General features: G+C 71.9%; 14 protein-coding genes. 7 read left to right on the top strand and 7 right to left on the bottom strand.

All coding sequences use genetic code 11. The annotated features are described in order from the left end of the window. Window positions 1–31: 31 nt before the first annotated feature. The gene (locus tag P696_RS0111260; RefSeq protein ID WP_026412419.1) at window positions 32–928 is read right to left on the bottom strand and encodes an NmrA family NAD(P)-binding protein; all 897 of its coding nucleotides are present in this window, start codon (window positions 926–928) and stop codon (window positions 32–34) included. A 96-nt stretch (window positions 929–1,024) separates the two neighbouring features. Between P696_RS0111260 and P696_RS0111265 the strand changes: the two genes are divergently transcribed. Continuing rightward, window positions 1,025–1,972 (top strand): LysR family transcriptional regulator, encoded by a 948-nt coding sequence (locus P696_RS0111265; RefSeq protein WP_026412420.1) that lies wholly within the window; start codon window positions 1,025–1,027, stop codon window positions 1,970–1,972. A 115-nt stretch (window positions 1,973–2,087) separates the two neighbouring features. On the opposite strand, the gene P696_RS0111270 is transcribed toward P696_RS0111265, so the two are convergent. Then, window positions 2,088–3,563 carry an MFS transporter gene (locus P696_RS0111270; RefSeq protein ID WP_051467316.1) on the bottom strand — a complete coding sequence of 492 codons (1,476 nt, stop codon included), beginning with the start codon at window positions 3,561–3,563 and terminating at the stop codon, window positions 2,088–2,090. A 151-nt stretch (window positions 3,564–3,714) separates the two neighbouring features. Here P696_RS0111270 and P696_RS0111275 point away from each other — a divergent pair, with 151 nt between their 5' ends. Continuing rightward, the gene (locus tag P696_RS0111275; protein WP_034484141.1) at window positions 3,715–4,593 is read left to right on the top strand and encodes a helix-turn-helix domain-containing protein; all 879 of its coding nucleotides are present in this window, start codon (window positions 3,715–3,717) and stop codon (window positions 4,591–4,593) included. A 185-nt stretch (window positions 4,594–4,778) separates the two neighbouring features. On the opposite strand, the gene P696_RS0111280 is transcribed toward P696_RS0111275, so the two are convergent. After that, on the bottom strand, window positions 4,779–5,432 hold the full coding sequence (locus P696_RS0111280) for a TetR/AcrR family transcriptional regulator (RefSeq protein ID WP_245627606.1): 654 nt from the start codon (window positions 5,430–5,432) through the stop codon (window positions 4,779–4,781). Between the two features lie 89 nt (window positions 5,433–5,521). On the opposite strand from P696_RS0111280, the gene P696_RS0111285 reads away from it, so the two are divergent. The 3 genes from P696_RS0111285 to P696_RS0111300 all read left to right on the top strand — a co-directional run bounded on the left by P696_RS0111285 (window position 5,522) and on the right by P696_RS0111300 (window position 9,503). Beyond that, a complete protein-coding gene (locus tag P696_RS0111285; protein ID WP_026412424.1) occupies window positions 5,522–5,992 on the top strand; it encodes a nuclear transport factor 2 family protein in 471 nt (156 codons plus the stop codon). 206 nt (window positions 5,993–6,198) lie between these two features. Beyond that, window positions 6,199–7,446: a hypothetical protein gene (locus P696_RS0111295; RefSeq protein WP_157429626.1), complete on the top strand. Its 1,248-nt coding sequence runs from the start codon at window positions 6,199–6,201 to the stop codon at window positions 7,444–7,446. Further along, on the top strand, window positions 7,443–9,503 hold the full coding sequence (locus P696_RS0111300; RefSeq protein WP_026412426.1) for an NACHT domain-containing protein: 2,061 nt from the start codon (window positions 7,443–7,445) through the stop codon (window positions 9,501–9,503). Before P696_RS0111295 ends, P696_RS0111300 begins: the two co-directional genes overlap by 4 nt. Here P696_RS0111300 and P696_RS0111305 read toward each other — a convergent pair. Next, window positions 9,500–10,288 carry a hypothetical protein gene (locus P696_RS0111305; RefSeq protein WP_026412427.1) on the bottom strand — a complete coding sequence of 263 codons (789 nt, stop codon included), beginning with the start codon at window positions 10,286–10,288 and terminating at the stop codon, window positions 9,500–9,502. The two genes, P696_RS0111300 and P696_RS0111305, sit on opposite strands and share 4 nt — an antisense overlap. 12 nt (window positions 10,289–10,300) lie before the next feature. Beyond that, the gene (locus tag P696_RS59255; RefSeq protein ID WP_425394143.1) at window positions 10,301–10,702 is read right to left on the bottom strand and encodes a LysR family transcriptional regulator; all 402 of its coding nucleotides are present in this window, start codon (window positions 10,700–10,702) and stop codon (window positions 10,301–10,303) included. 91 nt (window positions 10,703–10,793) lie between these two features. Here P696_RS59255 and P696_RS0111310 point away from each other — a divergent pair, with 91 nt between their 5' ends. After that, window positions 10,794–11,444: a hypothetical protein gene (locus tag P696_RS0111310; protein WP_026412428.1), complete on the top strand. Its 651-nt coding sequence runs from the start codon at window positions 10,794–10,796 to the stop codon at window positions 11,442–11,444. A gap of 25 nt (window positions 11,445–11,469) precedes the next feature. Here P696_RS0111310 and P696_RS0111315 read toward each other — a convergent pair whose 3' ends face one another. Continuing rightward, complete coding sequence (locus P696_RS0111315) at window positions 11,470–12,750, bottom strand: APC family permease (protein ID WP_084337235.1); 1,281 nt, start codon at window positions 12,748–12,750, stop codon at window positions 11,470–11,472. Window positions 12,751–12,814: 64 nt separating this feature from the next. Continuing rightward, on the bottom strand, window positions 12,815–13,579 hold the full coding sequence (locus P696_RS44775; protein WP_051467318.1) for a DUF6585 family protein: 765 nt from the start codon (window positions 13,577–13,579) through the stop codon (window positions 12,815–12,817). Window positions 13,580–13,833: 254 nt separating this feature from the next. Between P696_RS44775 and P696_RS52285 the strand changes: the two genes are divergently transcribed. Further along, entirely contained in the window at window positions 13,834–15,183 is a 1,350-nt protein-coding gene (locus tag P696_RS52285) for an Ig-like domain-containing protein (RefSeq protein WP_026412430.1), read from the top strand. The last annotated feature ends 71 nt before the right edge of the window (window positions 15,184–15,254 follow it).

Genomic DNA, 15,254 nt, shown 5'->3' on the forward strand with positions numbered 1-15,254 from the left:
GAGCGCGACCCCGTCTCGGTTTCGCTTCCGGCTACTTTTCGAAGGCGGACTTTTCGAAGGCGGGCTTCAGGACGTCCTCGCACCACTGACGGAAGGACGTGGGGCTTCCGGCTTCGGGGGTGCGCGGCCGGGCGTGGTAGATGCCGTCCCGGTCGATGGCCCTCACCATGTCGATCAGGCCCTGCGCCGCCGCCTCGCTCCTTCCGTGCCCGGTCATGGTGGCCTTCTGCTCCTCGAACGAGATCTGCTGGAAGCGGATCGGACGGCCGAGGACCTCCGTCATGACGCGGGCCATGTCATCGGCGGAGAGGTCCTCCGGGCCGAGCACCGGGACGCCCTCCTGGCCCTCCCAGGTCGGGTCGAGCAGGAGGCGCGCGGCGACGGCGGCGATGTCGCGGGTGGCGACGGTGGGTTGCTTGCGGTCCGGCGTGACGGGTGAGGCGAAGACGCCCGTGACCTTGAGGGACGGGACGTTCCGCAGCATGTTCTCCATGAATCCCGGCAGGTCGAGGGCGCGATAGCGGACGCCGGTCGCCTTGATCATCTCGTCCATTGCGAGGCTCGCGGAGATCTGGCCCGCGTTCTGGGCGACGCCGCGTCCGAGCGTGGAGACGGCGACGACGCGCGCGACGCCGGTCTCGGTGAGGGCTTCACAGAAGGGGCGGGTGAAGTCGCGGAAGTAGTCCTCGACGTTCGGCGTGGTGAGGTCCGGTGGGAGGAGCCAGAACACGCTGTCCGCGTTGGTGAGCGCCTTGGCGAGGACGTCCTTGTCGCTGTGCGAACCCTGAATGACCTCGGCGTTCTCGCGCACGCGCGCGGGGAGCCGGGCCGGGTCGCGGGCGATGACGCGGACGGGAGCGTCCGCGTCCATGAGGATGTCGAGGACCTGGCGGCCGATCTGGCCGGTCGGAGCCGTGACGACGATCATTGGTGAACCTCCGGAAAAGGGGATGCACCGGTCAGCCAACCCGGACCTTCGGGGAACCTGAAGGACCGCTTCGATCGCGATTGATACCCTCCGGATATGAGTGATCTGGAGGTGCGGCAACTCCGGTACTTCGTCGCGGTCGCGGAGGAGCTTCACTTCGGCCGCGCTGCCGCGCGCCTGGGGATGGCGCAGCCGCCGCTGTCCCGGGCCATCCGCGAGCTCGAACGTCAGCTGGGAGTCAAACTGCTAGAACGCACCACGCGGAGCGTCCTGCTGACGCCTGCTGGTGAGGCTCTCTTGCGGGACGCCCGAGCCGTCCTCGAATCGGTAGGCGCAGCCGGACGGCGAGCGCGCCACGCGGGGCAGCCAAAGCCTCGGTTGCGGCTCGCGCTGAAAGCCGACGCCGATGGCGGCATGCTGTCCGCGATCCTGGCCATGTACCAGCAGGAGGACGCCGCGCTGCCGGTGGAGCTGGTCTGGGGCGGACGCGATGAGCAGTCCCAGGCGTTGCGGGACGGCCGCGCCGACGTCGCCCTGCTGCTCAGCCCGTTCGACGAGCGTGGGCTGGACGCCGAGCCGCTGCGCACCGAGCCGCGGCTGGCGGTTCTGGCGGCGGACGATCCGCTGGCCGCGCGCACGAGCCTGGTGCTCGCCGACCTGTCCGGACGGCTGCTGCCGGACGGGTCGCCCGCCGTCCCCGGCGAGACGCCTCCCGCGTTCACCGAACGACAGGTCAGGGCGGAGGAGCGGGGGCTCGTCGCCGAACCCCGTCCACCAGTGTCCGACCTGACGCAGGTCTTCCGGCTCGTGGAGCTCGGCTGCGTCGTCTGCCTCCTGCCCGCGTGGGTGACGCGCGCCTACCCGCGTGCCGAACTCGCGTACATCCCGGTCGTGGACGTCCCGCCTGCGGTTCTGTCGGTCGGCTGGCCGCGCGACGCGCGCTCTCCGGCGACCGCGGCGTTCGTCCGCGCCGCTCAGGCTGCCTTCGAGTCCGTCGCCGCCCCGCCGTCCGCCGAACCGGCACCCACACTCAGGCACCCGTAGCCGCACGCACGCCCCACGCACGCCCCACGCGGGACGGACGGCGCACGTAAGGCGCGCGGCGGACGGCGCACGCGGGGCGGTTGGCGAGCGGCGAGCGAGCGGCGAGTGCGGACGGTCAGCGGGTGGTGGGCTTGCGGGGGGTGCGGAGCAGGAAGAACGCGATCAGGACGACGACCAGGACGGTCAGCGCGACGTCCACGCCGATGGCCAGGCGCATGCCGGACAGCAGGTCGGACGCGGCGGTCGAGGAGCCCGTGCGGGCCGCGGCGACGGAGCTGATCAGCGGGATGCCGAGGGTGAACGCGATCTGCTGGGACATCGTGGTGAGTCCGGTCGCGAGGCCCTGCTCGTCGTCCGGCAGGCCGGACGTGGCGGTGACCGTGAACGCGACGATCCCGTAGACGTGGCCGAAGAAACCGATCGCGCTGGTCACCAGCACGAGCGTCAGGCCGGTGCCGCGGTCGGTGCCGAGCGCGAGCAGCGCCAGGTTGGACGCCGCCTGGACGGCGAGGCCGAGCACGAGGCTCGCGTGCGCGCCGATGCGTCCGATCAGGCGCGGGCCGATGACGCCCGCGATCGCGGCGGTCACCCCGGGGACGCCGAAGACCAGGCCGGTGACCAGCGCCGAGTAGCCGAGGACGTTCTGCAGGTAGAGGGTCAGCAGGAAGACCATCGCGGTCTCCATCGCGAAGACGGTGAAGCCTCCGAGGTTGCCCCAGCCGACCGTCCGCTTGGTGAGGACGCGCACCGACGCCAGTGGCTCGGCGGCGCGGGTTTCGACCAGGCCGAAAAGGGCGAGCAGTAGGACTCCGGCGGCGATCGCGACGAGTGCGACCGGATCGGTCCAGCCTGCGTGGCCCGCCCTGGTCACGCCGTAGACCAGGCTGAGCAGGCCGCCGGTCACCGTGACCGCGCCGGGGACGTCCAGGCGCACCGGGGAACGGCCGCGGTCGGCGGCGAGCAGGAGGGGCGCGGCGACCAGCAGGACGGCCGCGACCGGCGCGTTCACCAGGAACGTCCAGCGCCAGCTCAGCCCCTGGGTGAGGACGCCGCCGAACAGGGCTCCGGCGGCGAACCCGGCGGCCATGAGCGCGCCGTTCAGGCCGAGCGCGCGGCGGCGTAGCGGTCCCTCCGGAAAAGAGGTGGTGAGCAGTGACAGCGCGGCCGGGGTGGCGATGGCTGTCGCGAGTCCTTGCAGGACCCGGCCGGTCAGCAGCATGGTCTGGCCGTTCGACAGGCCGCCGACCAGGGAGCCGGCGGTGAGCAGGAGCAGTCCGGCCATGAACATGCGACGGCGGCCGAAAAGGTCGGCGACGCGTCCGAAAAGCAGGGTGAAGCCGGCGGCGGGCAGCGCGAACGCGGTGGCGATCCACTGCAGGCCGCCGAGCGACAGGTCCAGCGCGCGGCCGATGTCCGGCAGCGCGACGTTCAGGATGGAGAAGTCGACCGCCAGCATGAACTGCGCGCCGAGCAGCAGTGTCAGCACGAGTCTCTGCCGCCCGGACATCCGGTCGGACGTCGTGGTCGCGGGTGTGGTCGGCGTGGCGTCCGCGATGATCGCGGCGCCCGGGGGTTCGGTCAGGGCGGACATGGCGGGTCCTTCGTCTGTGCTTCGCCGGGGGGGACGGTCCCGCCGGTCGCCGACGAATCTGCCGCGCCCTGTCCCGGCTACCCAGAACCCGCCGATTGGTACCACTGGCAGGGACAGGATTCCGCCCCTCACTCCGGACATACTGGACAGCATGGAGTTGGACACCGATCTCGGCACGTTCCTGAAGTCGCGGCGCGCCAGGCTGTCCCCGGAGGACGTCGGCCTGATCAGCTACGGGACGCGGCGGCGCGTCCCCGGGCTGCGGCGCGAGGAGCTCGCCCAGCTCGCGGGGGTCAGCGTCCAGTACTACACGCGGCTCGAGCAGGGGCAGAGCCGCAACGCGTCCGACGGGGTGCTGTCGGCGCTCGCGGACGCGCTGCGCCTGGACGAGGCCGAGCGGCTCCACCTGCGGTCGCTGAACACGGCGGGCACGCGTCCGGCGGCGCGGCGGCGCACCCCGCGCGAGCGGCTCGACCCGGTCGTCAAGCAGCTCCTGGAGGCCGCGCCGGACGTGCCGATGATGGTCATGGGGCGGTTCACCGACATCCTCGCGTGGAACCGCCTCGGGCACGCGATCTTCGGCGGGCACCTGGACTTCGACGCTCCGGCGCGTCCGGCGGACCGTCCGAACATGTCGCGGATGGTGTTCCTCGACCCGCACATGCGCGAGCTGTTCGTCGACTGGGACGGCAAGACCGAGGAGGCCGTCGCGCACCTGCGGATGGCCGCCGGGCGCTATCCGGACGATCCGCGCATCGTGTCCCTGGTGGGCGAGCTGACGGTGAAGAGCCCCCGGTTCGCGGCGGTCTGGTCGTCCCATGTGGTGAGGGACTGCGGTCCGAGCGTGAAGGACTTCCACCACCCGCTGGTCGGCCCGCTCACGCTCGCGCAGCTGCCGCTCCAGCTCCCGGACGATCCGGACCAGCGGATCGTCAGCTGGACCGCCGAGCCCGGCTCCCCCAGCGAGGCCGCCCTGCGCCTGCTGGCGAGGCCGACGCGGACCGTCCGCGATCTCGAACCGCGTCGGTGATCTCGGACGGCGTCGGTGATTGACCACCGGGTCACCACGTGGAAAACCTGGGGATCACCGTGTTGAGACAGTGGTGACACAGCGGGCTTTCTCAAGCTCATGGGTTGTGCACAAAAGTTATCCACAGGATGTGGACGACGATGCCTCCGAGGGTGTCCCGGCGTAGCGTCGATGGTGTTCGGCGTTCAGGACGGGAGGTGATCCGTGGAAGGTGATGGTGACGGCGACGTCGCCGCGGTGAGCAGGATCCGCGCGGCCCGCTTGGCGTCCTCGGCGGGGGCGGGGGAGGCCGAGACGGCCGCTGTGGTGATGGCTCCTTCGGCGAGGAGCGCGATGTGGACGGCGGTCGTGGGTGGGGCTCCGGCGGCTTCGGTCAGTTCTCCGATGTAGGCGCGGAAGGCGTCCTTGTGATGGCGGGCGGCGTCCGCCACCTCGGGGGACGTGGCGCCCAGCTCACCGAACGTGTTGACGAACGCGCAGCCGCGGAAGTCGGCTTCGGCGAACCACAGGGCCAGCCAGTCGAACAGGGCCAGCACGCGGTCCTGAGGGGTTCCCTCATTGGCTGTGACATACCGGGCGAGCGCTTCGCGCCATCGTTCGTCCCGGCGGGCCAGATACGCCTCGACCAGCGCCGACTTGGACGGGAACAACTGGTAGAGCCGCCGCAGGGTCACTCCGGAGGCCGTGCGGACGGCGTCCATGCCCACGGCCTGGACGCCCTGGCCGTAGAAGAGTCGCTCGGCCGCGTCCAGAACCCGGTCCCGGGCCTCGTCCACGGCCCGAGCGGGGGGCTCATGGGTGTTCGGAGCCTGGGTAGGGGGCTTGTCGATGTCCGTCACGCTGCTCCCTCTGGTGCGAGAACCATCGTTCTCGTACTGTAGCCGGTAGCGGTGAGAACGAGCGTTCTCACCGGGACGAAAGGAGACTCATGACCGAGCGACGCATGCCCGTGCCGCCGTTCACCGCGGAGACCGCGGCGCAGAAGGTGCGGTCCGCCGAGAACGCCTGGAACACCCGCGAGCCCGAGCGGATCGCGCTCGCCTACTCGCCCGAGAGCCGGTGGCGCAACCGCTCCGAGTTCGTCAACGGCCGCGAGGAGATCGTCGGGTTCCTCACCCGCAAATGGGACCGCGAGCTGGAGTACCGCCTCATCAAGGAGCTGTGGGCCTTCAACGAGGCCCGGATCGCCGTCCGCTTCGCCTACGAATGGCACGACGAGACCGGGCAGTGGTTCCGCTCCTACGGCAACGAGAACTGGGAGTTCGACGACGACGGCCTGATGACCGAACGCCACGCCAGCATCAACGACCTCCCGATCGCCGAGTCCGAGCGGCTCTTCCACTGGCCGCAGGGACCTCGCCCCGAAGAGCACCCCGGCCTCTCCGCCCTCGGCCTCTGACACGTTCCGAGGAGTGGCCTGTCTGCTCTGGGCCTTCTGAGGCCGTCCCGAGGAGCACTTCGGCCTCTCCGCTCTCGGTCTCTGAGGTCGTCCCGCCGGCCGGAGGGGGCTGGGTGGGCCGTGCATGCGGCTGGGCTGGGGGCGCGGTGGGGCGGCGCGGGCCGTCCTAACGGGCCTTTGCTTGCGCTTTACCGAGGGTGCGCGGCGTGGCACTCTCGAAGCACCCACTTCACGCGGGGGCGCTCATGGGCCATGCGGTCGATGATCTCGCCGTTGTCGTCCGCTGGGCGCGTCATGCACCCGCCCTCGGCTCTGCGGGCGCGCAGGTCCTTCGGGACGTCCCGGCACTGTCGTCCGCCTACCGGGACGCGGTCGCGCCCGTTGTGCGGCGGGTGATCGGCGGGCCGGACGAGCGCGCGGCGATGGAGACCGCGCTGCACGCCATGAGCATCAAGATCGGGTTGATGATGCTCGGGTACGCGCGGCTGACCGGATCTCCTCTCGACCTGCGGCTGGCCTCCCTGGCCGGGGCGGCGACCCGGCTCTACGACGACATCATCGACGCCACCCCGACTCCCCGGCTGGACGAACGGCTCTCCTCGCTCTTCGCGCCCTACAGCGCTCACGACGTGCGCGGCTTCGGCACCCAGGAGCAGGGCCGAGACCGGGACCGGGACCGAGACCGGGATCGAGACCGAGACCGGGAACGGGGCCTGGGCCAGCGGGGCCCGGGTCGGGAGGGGGGCCGTGGGCAGGACCCGGAGGGGGAGCGGGGCCCGGGCTGGGGCCGGGAGCGGGGTGGGCGGGTTGTTGGTGGGGTGCCCGGGGTTCGGGGGTTCGCGGCCTGGACGGAGCAGGAGGTTCTGCTCGCCGAGCTGTGCGACCGGATCGCGGGGTGGATTCCCGGGACGCTGGAGCGGTCCGCCGCCGTGCTCGCGCTGAACGAGCTGCACGGGTACCAGCGGCTGTCGCGGAGGCAGCTGGATCCCGGCATCTCCCCCGAAACGCTCGTGAAGGTGACCTGCGCCAAGGGGGCCTACGCGAACCTCGTGCTGTGCGCGCTCGTCCGTCCCGGGCTCGACCGCGAGGAACGCTGGCTGGCCATGGCGTTCGGTGAGGCGTACCAGGCGATCGACGACTACATGGATCACGACCAGGACGTCCGGAACGGGGTCACCACGCTCGTCACGCTCGATCGGCTGTCGCTGGACGCGATCTGCCGCCGGTTCGTCGTGTTGCGGCCGCGGCTCGCCGCGCGCTACGGACCGGCGGCGACCCAGCGCTACTACGGGCTCATCCACCTGCTGGTGCTCAAGGCGGCGGCGAGTCGCCGGGCGCCCGTTCTCGGACGCGTCGGACGGCGCCTGGCGCGTGCTTCGCCCCTTCTCACGACGATGACGCGCGGCCCCGACGCCGTCCCGCCCGCGCGTGCCGCGGGAGGCGGTGCGGTGTGAAACTGACCCGGGCCTTGCTGGTCTCGTCGTTCCTGCTGTTCACCGCGGCGCTGGTCGCGGTGGTGGTCGCGCTGGCGTTGAAGAGGCTGAGCGAGGCGATCGCCGCGCTCGGGGTCGCGGGGGCGGCGCTCGCGCCCCTGTTCACCAACCTCAAGAGCATCGCCAAGGACCCGCCGCGCGCGCCGGACCGGCCGGCGTTCGCCGAGGCGGTCGCGAGGAAGTGGGAGGCGGAGCTGGTCGGCCGCGGCCTCTCGGACGAGTTCCGGTTCGCGGTGGACTGGCGGATCAGCCGGTGGTCGCACGGCAGCGCCCGGCTGGCCGCGACGCTCGGGCCGCGCGGGGAGATGGACGATCTCGCGGACGGGTTCGCGCGGCATGTGGCCGGCGGGCAGGCGGCGCGGCTGGTCATCGTGGGCCCGGCCGGAGCGGGGAAGACGGCCGCGTGCATGCTGCTGATCGTCCGGTGCCTCCGGGCGCAGCAGGCGGACCGGGAGCGCGCGCCCGTGCCGGTGCTGTTCCAGCTCGCGTCGTGGGATCCGGACGTCCCCCTCGACGCGTGGATGGCGGCCGAACTGCGGGAGGACGAGCCGCGGTTCGCCGAGGCGGCGGCAGCGGCGGGCGGCCTGGCCGAGGGGATCCTGCCGGTCTTCGACGGCCTGGACGAGCTGGACGATCCGGCCAAGGCGTTCAAGGCGCTGATGAAGGAGCGCCGGAACCGCTCGTTCGTCCTCACCTGCCGCACGGCCGACTTCGAGGACCGCGAGGTCGTCCGCGCGCTGCGCGAGGCGACGGTCGTGGAACTGCTGCCGGTCCCCGCCGGACGCGTCGGTGAGCTGCTGCGGGCTGGGCAGAACAGCGACGCCTGGCGGGACGGCACCGCGCCGCTGGTCGCCGAGCTGGACGCGCATCCGGACGGCCCGCTAGCGATGGCGCTGAACACGCCGCTGTTCGTGTCCGTCCTGCTGAACTCCACCGACCTGGATCCGGACACGCTGCGGGACGGCTCGGCGGACGAGATCCAGCGGCACCTGTTCGCCCTGTTCCTGCGCAGCGCCTACACCTCCGCGGGCGGCGACCGGCTGGCGGTCCCGCCTGACAAGGCCGAGCGCTACCTGCGCTTCCTGGCCGGGCAGGCCGAGCGCGGGACCGGACGTTTCGCCTGGTGGAAGCTGTACCGCGCGGTCCCCCGCGCGGTGTTCGCGACCGTCTCGCTGGTCAACGCGAGCCTCGGCTGCGCGCTCGTGATCGGCGCGTTCTTCGCGCTCTACGGACGGTTCTGGCTCGGCTTCGGGATCGGTGTCGCGGCGGGCGTGACCGGCGCGGTCCTCGTGGAGGCGGTGCCGCTGGACGAACCGCGCAAGGCCCGTCCGAGCATCGTGCTCCCGTCCCGGCTGAACCGCACGGACCTGCTGCGCGTCGCCGGGAACGGGGTGATGGGGGCGGCGGTGCTGGCCGTCCTTGTATGGGTGCTCTACAAACCGCCGACGTACCTGCTGATCGGGGCCGTGATGAGTGGGCTGACGTTCGCCGCCGCGCGGTACGTCAGCCGTCCGAACGACCCGCTGACCGCGGTCACACCGGACGCGCTGCTCGAGGCGGACCGCGCAACCGTCCTCTACGAGGCCTGCGCCGCCGCGGTCGCGGGCTCGCTGAGCGGCGCGTACCTCGGCAGCGCGTTCCGCGACGGGCACCGTCCGCGGCTCGACCACACCTGGCTGCTCGTCCACCTCCCCCAGCCCGTCCTGATCCTGCTGGGCGGGGTCAGCGGGGCGCTGCTCAGCGGGGTCGGGCTCGGGCTGATGGCGCTGGGCGCGAGCTCGTGGGGACGTTTCCGGACGACCCGGTACGTCCTCGCGGTCCAGGGGAAGGCACCGCTGCGGCTGATGGCCTTCCTGCGCGACGCGCGCAGGCGTGGGGTGTTGCGGCAGGTGAACGGGTACTACGAGTTCCGGCACATCCGGCTGGCCGACTACCTGCGAGAACTCGCGACACCCGCGACAGCGGCGGCCCCCGTGGCCCCCGTGGCCCCGGTGGCGCCGCCGGGCCCGCCGGGCTAGGCCGGTCCGGCAGTCCCGACGACGACGTCGCCCGAGAGCACCCACTGGGCCGTCTCGGCGGGACGTCCCGCCGGGCCGGGCGCGGGGTGGTAGCGCGCCTGCGGGAACCGCGCCCATGCCATCGCCGGACGCGCCGTCCCCGGGTGAATCCGCAGGTCAGCCAGGTCGCGGTACACAGCCGCGACCGCCGTCGTCCCCTCGTCCGTCCGGTACGCGATCTCGACCGTCGCCGGAAGCTTCTCCGAGGCCGAGGACGGCGTCACCGACGCGGATCCCGCCTCACCGGCAGGCGCCCCCCTGAACAACGACGAACCGCCCTGCCGTGCGGTGCGTTGGGTCTCGAGGAGGGCGCGGACGTCGTCCGGGCGGGTGAGGTCGTAGAAGCGGCGAGCGCCGGGGGACTCCTCGACGCTGAACCGGAGCACCTCGAACGGACGGTCGCGCAGGACGTCGGTCTGGGCGGCGAGCCACCGGTCCTCGAAGCGGGCCTGGCGTCCTTCGACCAGCGTCGCCGTCAGCGAGCGGAGCAGCAGGTAGAGGCATCCGGGCGCGAGGACGGCCAGCATGGCGATTCGCCATGCGCCGAGCGGGGCCGCCACGACCACGGCGGCGGCAGCGGCGGTCAGCAGCGCCCAGGCGGGGGCGAACGCGCGCGGACGCCGGAACGTCGGCCCACGGAATCCCCCCACACTGCGCAGAACGGTCTCGCCCAGGCCGTCCGGGGGAGCGAGCGGCAGGGGCAGACGGGGGCGGACCTGAGCCCGCCCGTAGGTCAGGAGATCCACGGTCTTGCCTCCCTATCCGCCACCTCTACCTGCCAGCGTAGATGTTGCGCGCGTCACACTCACGAGGCCGACGGGATGTCTCTGCCTCCTCGCGCGAAGGGGGCGACGGCAAGGGCCGCGCCGACGGCGAGGACGACGCCGATGGACGAGAGTGTCGCTATCGCGATCCGAGATCGTCGTCCCGGCAGCGGCAGGCGGCGAGGAGGGGCGTCGGCGCGCGCCGGGCGAGCGGTCGAACAGCTCGACGCCGAGCTCCCGTTCCAGCCGTCCGATCTGCTGGCTCACCGCCGACTGAACGATCGTCAGACGCTCGGCCGCCCGTCCGAAATGTAGCTCTTCGGCGACGGTCACGAAGTATCTGAGCTGGCGCAGTTCCATGGCCTGATCAGGGTAATCCGTGCCAGGTGGCCACATTTGCCTGCCTGTGGTGGGACGGTATGGTCCGGGGCCCGCCTCGTGCGCGCGCGCGTCCGCGATGCTGGGACGCCCGGCAGAGGAGTCGCCAATGTACGACGAGACGCAGAGTCCCGCCCGGGACGAGATCCTCGAAGTGGCTCGCGCGGATCGCACCTCGCTCTACACGCACTCGGTGATCGGCGCCGCCGCGCACGTCCTCTACGACATGGAGGAAGTGCTGTTCGAGCACGGCGTCTACGACCCCTACACGCGGTGGTCCGGGCCGCTGCCCGCGCGGATCCTGCGTGCCTGCGCCGACCGGTTCACCCGCGAGTGCCTCTACGTGGACGAGGACGTCGAGCCGGTCAAGCTGCTGGACACCGTGGTCTGGCAGGCGTCGGTCCACCTGGACGCCGAGCTGACGCCGGTCGAGGGGCCGGTGATGGCCGTCTGCCGCGCCGAGGTGGGCTACGTGAGCCTGCCGCGCGAGGACGCCGCTCCCCTGCTGGTGACGCTCGGCCGTCCGGACGAGTCCGCCGCGCAGATGATCATGAGTTCCGGGACCGGCGGCTTCCTCGGCCCCTACCGGCCCGGCCCGTGGACGTGGAACCTGACCACCCGGACGCCGGGCACGTACTTCATCGGCGACGGAACCCGGATCGTCGCGCCCGCTCCGTCCCACGAGACGGCGGCCGAGGTCGGCGCCGTCGTCGCGGGCGTCCTGGCGGGCGACATCGTCCCGCCCTGCGGCGTCGACTGATCCCCCTGCGGCGTGGAGTGACCGCTCAGGCGCGGCGGCGCAGGATCAGCCAGCGGCCCGCGAGCCCGAGGGCGAACATCGCGATCCCCGCGAGGACCGACTGCCACGGCAGCGTGACGACCAGCGCCAGGCAGCCGACGAGTCCGAGCACGTTGAGCCCGCGCGGCCAGCGGCGGTCGGAGGCGGGTTGCGTCAGCGCCGACGCGTTCGCGACGGCGTAGTACACGAGCACCCCGAAGGACGAGAAGCCGATCACTCCGCGCAGGTCCGCCGTGGCGACCAGGACGCTGACGACGACGGCGAGCGCGATCTCGGCGTGGTGCGGGACCTTGTGGCGGGGGTGGACGGCGGCGAGCCAGCCGGGCAGGTCGCGATGGCGTGCCATGGCGAGTCCGGTCCGTCCGATCCCGGCGATCAGGGCGAGCAGCGCGCCGAGCGCCGCGAGCGCCCCGCCGATCCGGACCACGGGGGCGAGCGCCGGGGATCCTGCCGCCTCGACCGCGGCCGTCAGCGGCGCGGACGCGGTGGCGAGCGCGTCCGGACCCGCGCCCAGCAGCGCCGCGAATCCGACGACCAGGTACACGATCACGGCGATGAACAGCGCGCTCGGGATCGCGCGGGGGATGACCCGGCGCGGGTCGCGGACCTCCTCGCCCAGCGTGGCGATCCGGGCGTACCCGGCGAACGCGAAGAACAGCAGTCCTGCCGCCTGCAGGACGCCGTAGACGCCGCCGCGCGTCCAGCCGTCCAGGTGGGCGGTGGTGGCGTTCCCGCCCGCCGCGATCCCGATCACGACGATGGCGAGCGCGGTCAGGCTCGTCCCGACGAGGATTTGCGTGAGCGCCACAGTTTTGGTGACGCCGCGATAGTTGAGTGTGGCCAGGGCTAGCACGCCCGCGACGGCGACGATCCGCTGCGCCCACCACGGCCCCGGAACCGCGTACGAGGCGAAGGTGAGCGCCATGGCCGCACACGAGGCGGTCTTGCCGACCACGAAGCCCCACCCGGCCGCGAAACCCCACCAGTGGCCGAGGCGCTCGCGTCCGTAGACGTACGTCCCGCCGGACGTCGGATACGCCGCCGCCAGCTGCGCGGACGCGACCGCGTTGCAGTAGGCGATCACCGCCGCGAGGACGAGCCCGACGAGCAGTCCCGTCCCGGCGGCGCCCGCGGCCGGGCCGAACGCGGCGAACACCCCGGCGCCGATCATCGACCCGAGTCCGATCACCACCGCGTCGCCGGTGCCGAGCCGTCGCGCCAGCTCGCCGTCGTCCTGAGCGGCTTGCGCCGGTGGCCGTTGTCGCACCGGTTCATTCCATCAAACGAGCACCCGAACACTGACAACTCGGGTCGTCCGAAGGCTTAACGGCTCAGGACGCGCGCGCGTTGGTGCGGAGGTGGTCGGCCACCGCCAGGAAGACGAAGAAGTTCGGGATGCTGCTGACGGACGTCGTGGACAGCGACAGCCACTTGCCGGTGACGCGCAGCGAGACGATGCCGTTGCTGACCTTCACCTCGTCCACCTCAGACCACGAGACGGACTTCGCGCCGGAGCCGACCTCGGACGGCGTCAGCCACAGCGGGCCGAAGTCGAGCCGTTCGCCCGCGCGCAGGCGCATGACGGCCTTCGGGAGCTGAGCGTCCGTGACGGCCTGCTGGATCGCCGGGCCCCACTGTTCCGGCTGCGCGAAGCCGCCGCTCAGCGTCACCTTCTCGCCGGACGTGTCGGTCAGCGTGTAGGCGTAGGTGATGCGCGTCGTCTGGCCGTAGCGCGTGTACCGGACGATGTTCTGCAGGACGTCCGTGTCGGCGTACCGGACGGTCCGGACGGCTCCCCCGAAGGCCGAGGTGAGGCCGCGCTCGAAGAGGTCGAGCCGCGCGCCGTCGTTGCGTCCGGCCATCGAGGAGAAGCGGAGGTAGGCGAACGCGAAGATGAGGAACGGCACGCCGAGGATGATCGCCAGCGGCGGGTAGCCGGTGGCGAAGCACAGCACGATCAGGACGAGCAGGACGATCGCGGTGACGCCCATGCGGTTGGCGTGCCGCGCCTGGGCGTCCGCGATCGACGGGTAGGCGGCGCGGTGGGCGCCGAGGTCCGCGCGCGCCGCGTGGTCGCCGATCTGCTGTTCGGTCACCGTGCTCGCCCCCTGGGGATCGACCGCCGGGTGCGCCCCCGGCCGTCCGCGAGTCTCTAACAGACGTTTATGTCTGGCAAGGTCGAACGGGCGGTACGACCGATAGATCACGATTTTGCGCTCGCTGCCAACCGGGGCGGCCCCTCGGGCGTCGCCTTTTCACCGACCTCTGTTCCACCCCACTCACACACCCCACGCTCAACCCCGCATCCTTCACACCCACCTTCCTCACACCTGACGCGGAGGGAACACCCTTGCTTCGCATCGCCACGGTCGGGGTGACGAGCACGCTGCTGCTCGGCACCCTGGCCGCCGTACCGGCGTTCGCCGACGGGACGGCCGCGGTCACCATCACCGCCCCCGCCCCGGTCGACCCCGAGCACCCGATCGCCACCATCACCGGCAAGGTCACCGGCGCCGACGGCGCGCCCGTCGCCGCCGGAACGCCCGTCGAGCTGAACGCCACGGCGGGCCAGGGCGACGTCACCGGCGGCACCACCGACGCCGACGGCAACTACACCGCGACCCTGGCGCCGAACGGCACCTCCGACTCGGTCGCCGTCGTGGCGAGCGTGCCGTCGCTCGGTCTCCTGTCCGAGTCCGTGACCGTCTCGATCGCCCGCGGCCAGGCCGACACGGTCATGAGCGCCGACAAGTCCACGCTGGACGAGGGCGGGGCGCTGACGCTGAGCGGCGCCGTCACCTACAAGGGCGCGGCCGTCCCCGGCGGCACCGCCGTCATCAGCCAGACCCCGGACGGCGGCTGCACCGCGTCCCCGATGACCCCGCTGACGCTCACGGTCGGCGCGGACGGCAAGTTCAGCACGTCCGTGAAGCCGCGTTGCGCCGGGACGTTCTACGTCGACACCACCCCGGCCGGCCTCTTCAAGGGCGGACGGGTCACGCTCGGCCACACCACCGTCCGGTACGCCGGAACCCTCGCCTTCTCCGCCACCATGGACGCCTACGGCCAGGTCACCGCCTGGACGAACCTGAAGTCGGCGTCGGGCGGCGGGCAGGTCTACAACCGCAAGGTCATCCTGGAGTACTCCGCCAACGGCAAGACCGGCTGGAAGAACCTGAAGACCTTCTCGGCCTGGGGCAGCGGGTACAAGGCGTCGCTGCGCGTCTACTACTCGGGCTACTGGCGTTCGCGCTTCCTCGGCGACGCGACCTACGCGCCGTCGGTGTCGCCCACCAGGAAGCTGTGGCGCTGGTCGACCAAGATGTCGAAGCTGAGCGCCTCGACGACCTCGATCAAGAAGAACAAGTACATCACCGTCTCCGGGACGCTGTACCGCTGGAACACGTCCAAGAACGGCTACGGCGCGTTCGGCGGGCAGAGCGTCCGGATCATCTTCCGCTTCAAGGGCAAGAAGACCTGGTACCACGTCAAGTGGGTGAAGACGGACCGCAAGGGCCACTACAGCGCGAAGGTCCGCGCCTACGGCGACGGCTACTTCGCGGCGGTCTTCGCGGGCACCAGCGACACGTGGGCGGCGGGCACGCCTAACGACCGGTACGTGAACACCTATGCGATCCCGTCGCCGGGGCAGCGCTCCGGCCCGGCGCCGATCGTGGACGTCCGTCCGTGGCGCGGCTGACCACAGCCATATGCGGTTGGGCGCAGCTCGATGCGTCCGACCGTGCGGACGCGTGCGGCTGACCGCGCGCG

Source organism: Actinomadura oligospora ATCC 43269, assembly GCF_000518265.1.
Lineage (GTDB): Bacteria > Actinomycetota > Actinomycetes > Streptosporangiales > Streptosporangiaceae > Spirillospora > Spirillospora oligospora.

What these genes read in the sequence shown, in the direction of transcription:
- P696_RS0111310 (WP_026412428.1), top strand. Translation starts at nt 10,794, where the DNA reads ATGTACGACGAGACGCAGAGTCCCGCCCGGGACGAGATCCTCGAAGTG.
- P696_RS0111265 (WP_026412420.1), top strand. Translation starts at nt 1,025, where the DNA reads ATGAGTGATCTGGAGGTGCGGCAACTCCGGTACTTCGTCGCGGTCGCG.
- P696_RS0111275 (WP_034484141.1), top strand. Translation starts at nt 3,715, where the DNA reads ATGGAGTTGGACACCGATCTCGGCACGTTCCTGAAGTCGCGGCGCGCC.
- P696_RS0111270 (WP_051467316.1), bottom strand. Translation starts at nt 3,563, where the DNA reads ATGTCCGCCCTGACCGAACCCCCGGGCGCCGCGATCATCGCGGACGCC.
- P696_RS59255 (WP_425394143.1), bottom strand. Translation starts at nt 10,702, where the DNA reads ATGTGGCCACCTGGCACGGATTACCCTGATCAGGCCATGGAACTGCGC.
- P696_RS0111260 (WP_026412419.1), bottom strand. Translation starts at nt 928, where the DNA reads ATGATCGTCGTCACGGCTCCGACCGGCCAGATCGGCCGCCAGGTCCTC.
- P696_RS0111285 (WP_026412424.1), top strand. Translation starts at nt 5,522, where the DNA reads ATGACCGAGCGACGCATGCCCGTGCCGCCGTTCACCGCGGAGACCGCG.